2 protein-coding genes are annotated in these 3,363 nt (G+C 67.5%); both read right to left on the reverse strand.

Features of this window, described 5'->3' with window-relative positions:
* Positions 1–2,709 (reverse strand): MMPL family transporter (locus MVA01S_RS29145; protein WP_060941812.1); only part of this gene is annotated, 2,709 nt, incomplete at its 3' end.
* Between the two features lie 79 nt (positions 2,710–2,788).
* Positions 2,789–3,363 (reverse strand): NYN domain-containing protein (locus MVA01S_RS29150; protein WP_060941811.1); only part of this gene is annotated, 575 nt, incomplete at its 5' end.

Raw genomic sequence — 3,363 nt, forward strand, 5'->3', positions numbered from 1 at the left:
GGGTCCGGGATGGGTCGGATCGTGCGGCGGCAGCGGCCGCGGCGGCGCCATGACCGGCGGACCGCCCGCACCCACCAGGGCTTCGGCCGGCGGCGCGTTCTCCCGCACCATCGGGCGCTTGCGCTCGTCGGGCAGCTCGGTCTCGCCGAGGCCGAGCTTCTCCTGGACGCGTTTCATCCAGCGCGGCGCCCACCAGCAGTCGTCGCCGAGCAGCTTCATGATCGCGGGCACCAGGAACATCCGGATGATCGTCGCGTCCAGCAGCAGCGCGATCAGCAGACCGAACGCCAGGTACTTCATCATCACGAGGTCGGAGAACACGAATGCGCCGGCGACCACCGCGAGGACCAGCGCGGCACCGGTGATGAGCCGGCCGGTGGTGGCGGTGCCGATCCGGATCGCCTCGGTGGTGGACATCCCGCGCTCGCGGGCCTCTACCATGCGCGAGACCAGGAACACCTCGTAGTCGGTGGACAGACCCCAGATCACCGCGATGATCAGGCCGATCATCGGCGCCATCAGCGGCTGCGGGGTGTAGTTCATCAGGCCCGAACCGTGGCCGTCGACGAACATCCAGGTCAGGATGCCCATCGTCGATCCGAGGGTCAGCGCGCTCATCAGCGCGGCCTTGATCGGCAACACGATGGACCCGAACGCCAGGAACATCAGGATCGTCGTGGTGACGATCAGCACCACCACCATCAGCGGCAGCCTGTCGAACAGGCTGTGGATGCTGTCCTGCTCAAGGGCCGGGGTGCCGCCCACGGAGATGTCCAGGCCGCGTGGAGGCTGGATGGACCGCAGCTCGTCGATCTTCTCCGATGCGTCGTTGCGGTCGATGAGCCCGTTCTGGATCACCCGGACGGAATCGTCCTCGTTGGTGCCGCCGCGGGGCTGCCACATCTTCGACGGATCGTCGTCGGGCTCGATGAACCCGGACACCGACATCGCCTTGTTGCGGATCTCGGCGACCTGCTGGTCGGTGACCGGTTCGCCGTCGGTGTTCTGGATGACGAGGGTGATCGGCTCGGTGCGGAAGCTCGGGAAGGTCTGGTCGAACTCCTCCTGGGCCAGCCGGACCGAGTTGTTCGGCGGCAGGTACTTCTCGCTGATGCCGCCGAGGGCCAGCTGACCGAGCGGGATCACCAGCAGGATCATCACGATCAGGATGGGCGCGGCGAACGCGATCGGGCGCTTCATCACGACGTTGACGAGCTTGCCCCAGAAACCCTTCTCGACCTCGGCGCGCGTCTTGGTCTTCTGGGTCTTCTCGGCCAGCCACTCGACCCACCACTCGATGGGACGGCGGGCCAGCGGGACGTAGCGCGCCAGCGCCAGCCCGCCCGCGATCACCGCGACGAAGATCACCACGCCGAGCAGCACCCAGTACAGGCCGCCGCCCAGGGAGTCCTTGTTGCTGATGACGAGATAGGCCAGACCGCCGAGGGTGCCGACGTAGCCGAGCGTCAGGCCGATCACCGTCAGCGGCAGGCCCTGCTCACCGGTCTGCCGGATGCGCTTGCGGGCGAGGTGTCCCAGTGCGATGCCGACCGGCGGGAGCAGCAGGCCCGTCGGGATCGATGCGATCGCCAGCGTGTTCGTGCGGGTGTTGGCGGGGTCGGAGGACACGTCGTTCTGGATGAACTTCAGCAGCCAGCGCACGCCGAGCGCGTCGACCCGGGGGCCGAGGATCGCCAGCGCGGCGGGCAGCACGGTGACCGACAGGATCGCCGCCAGCATCACCGACGCGATGATCGCGTAGGTGATGGACTTCAGGAAGCCCTGCGGGAACAGCAGCAGCGGCACCGAGGACGCCACCAGGATGACGGCGGAGAACATCACGGTGCGACCGGAGGTCATCACAGTGCGGCGCACCGCGGCCTGGGTGTCGTAGCCCTCGGCCATCTCCTCGCGGAACCGGCTCACCATGAACAGGCCGTAGTCGATCGCGATGCCGAGCCCCATCAGCGTCACCACCGGCTGGGCGAAGAAGTGCACCGGCATGAACTCGGCGAACACCCGCATGATGCCGAGAGCGCCCGCGATCGTCAGGCCGCCGATGATGCCGGGCAGCGCCGCCGCGATCACGCCGCCGAACACGAAGAACAGCACGACGCACACCAGCGGGATCGCGGCCACCTCGGCGCGCTTCTGGTCTTCGCCGATGGTGCCGGTCAGCTCGCTGGCGAGCGGGTTCAGCCCGCCGAGCCTGATGTCGCCGCCGTTGACCTTCAGCAGGTCCGGCTCGATGGTCTGGTAGTTCTTCAGGATGGTGTCGTCGTCGTCGCCCTTGAGCGGGATGCTGACGAACGTCTTCGACAGGTCCTCGGTCTTCATCTGCTGGACCGTGGGGTCCTCGCTGGTCGGGGCGCGCAGCCAGCCGACCCAGCCGACCATCTGATCTTCGTGTTCGGCGACGAGGTCGTTCAGTTCGTCGGTGGTCTTCGCCATCCAGGCCGGGTCGTCGACCTTCTTGCCGTCCGGCGGCGTCAGGATCGCGACCACGTGGCTGGTCCGGTCCCGACCGTAGGCCTGGTCGGCGACGATCGACGCGTGCACGGACTCGCTGCCCTCGTCGTAGAAACCACTCTGGGTGACGTGCTGTCCCAGGCTCATGCCGTAGACGCCGCCGCCCAGGCACAGTGCGACCATGACACCGATCACTATGTATCGGTACTGGTACACCGTTCGACCCCACCAGGCGAACACGTAATGCTCCTATCGGTCACCGAAACTCTGGACTTCTTCGTCGGCCTCTACACGGCCGACCCCCGGGCTTTGTAGTTGTCTATACGCGCGAGGTCAGTAGCGACGACAGCGGCCGGAACGGCTGCAGCCAGGCGCCCTGCTCGGGTAGCGAGTCAAGTCCGATCCGCGGTAACGGCTCCCGGAAGACACCGGGGATGTCTTCCAGATCGACGAACTCCAAGGTATCCGACGCTAACGCCCAACTGGCATGTTCGCGAAATCCGAGCACCTGGACCTCGACGCCGCTTCGCGCGATGTCTTCCAGCGGAAGTTTGAACGCCTGACCGTCGGCCGACGCGACGATCAGCCCGGCCAGACCTTCGCTGTTGCGCAGCGCGATGTGGGCCAGCATGTCGCTGTCGACGTCACTGTCCTCGTCGATCTTCGGTTTGGCGAAGACCGCGAAGCCGACGTTGCGCAGGGCCTCCACCCAGGGCCGGACGACGTCGGCGCTGCCCGGGGCGATGTTGGTGAACACGGTGGCCTCGGGCTCGAGCGCCACCTCCCGTCCGGAGTCGGCGTGCGCGGCCGACAGGTCCGCGGTGCGGGCGAGCAGCCAGCGGCCCAGCGCGTCGAAGCGCGGCCGGTGCGCCGCGGTCGGACGGCCGCCGAGGA

The organism is Mycolicibacterium vaccae NBRC 14118 = CIP 105934 (genome assembly GCF_001552715.1).
GTDB classification, from domain to species: Bacteria; Actinomycetota; Actinomycetes; order Mycobacteriales; family Mycobacteriaceae; genus Mycobacterium; species Mycobacterium vaccae.